The 1,117-nt window shown below is 39.3% G+C and carries 1 protein-coding gene; it reads right to left on the bottom strand.

What is annotated here, in order from left to right; translation table 11 throughout:
* Positions 1-1,117 (bottom strand): hypothetical protein (locus AB0O15_RS48040; RefSeq protein ID WP_364334963.1); only part of this gene is annotated, 1,117 nt, incomplete at both ends.

The following is a 1,117-nucleotide window of genomic DNA, read 5'->3' as shown; positions in this document are numbered from 1 at the left end:
ATGTTCGTGCGGACGAACGTGCCGCCGTCCCACTTGTAGGTCTGCGTGATCTGCAGGTCGGGGCAGCAGGTCGGCGATGGAAATGTACGAACCGTTTCAAAATATCCAATAATATCAAGAGCTTCTTTTCTTCGTTTAGGACTTCCAGCACCGTAATAGGTTTCTTTCAATAGCTTCTGAACCTCATCCGTTTTGATTATTGTCTTGTTCCCTTTGATGTGTTCCTCGATAATATAAATTTGCACATCGTCAAAATCAAAGTGATCACTACTGAAGTTATCCATTTCCACTTGCTTGAAATTGAACTTAAATTTATTCTGTCTCCAATAGACAAATGAAGAATATAAAGCAGCCACTCCTGCAAGCGCCGTTGCTTCTCGACTGGTCTCAGATACTCGCTGTTCAGTGAAAGCCTCCCAGTAGGGTGCAAAGATTGATTCACGTTCGCTATCAGTCTCTCTTTTTGGACGATTCTTAAAAGCAATGTTCACAGCCCTGCTATTCATTTCAGAAGAAAATAATACTTTTTCATTTGAATCAATAGACAGTACACCAGTCAGATTAATATCCGCATAGTTTTGGCCAATACCTCGACCACGATATGTGCTTTCAGTAGCCAGTATTTTCAAATAACGTTCTAAACTCTTTCCAATTTCTCCTGATTCAGTCACCAGTAACATTTCCCCTCCATCAAATCCAGCCCAAGCCATTGCGGCCGTTGCCTTATTTGAGAGTTCGTCTAGGTTGACATGTTTCGTATCAAAAATGGATGAAATTACTTTATGACGCAAGCCTTTACCAGTACGTGTCCCAGATTTACTGACAAAGAACCTTGTCTTAGTAATCTCACGACATGCCACCAGCATTTGATAGATTGGCTGTAGTTGCGCATTATGCAAGCTGTCTACATCATCTATCACCATTCCTAAGTAATTAGCGTTCAAGATTGACATTTCAATTACATCAGAGAGCTGACAATCAAACACTTTAAAGTAACATTCATTGTCTTTGATAGAACAATTTTTTAAAATTTTCTTTTGATGCAGATCCATTTGAAAGTCATGACAAGCAATAATCGATGCTTTTATTTCTTTAAGAGGTTTTAGCTTTATCTGTT

Origin of the sequence: Actinoplanes sp. NPDC089786 (genome assembly GCF_040684855.1) — a bacterium.
GTDB lineage: Bacteria > Actinomycetota > Actinomycetes > Mycobacteriales > Micromonosporaceae > Actinoplanes.
This window is presented reverse-complemented; position numbering and strand designations above follow the sequence as displayed.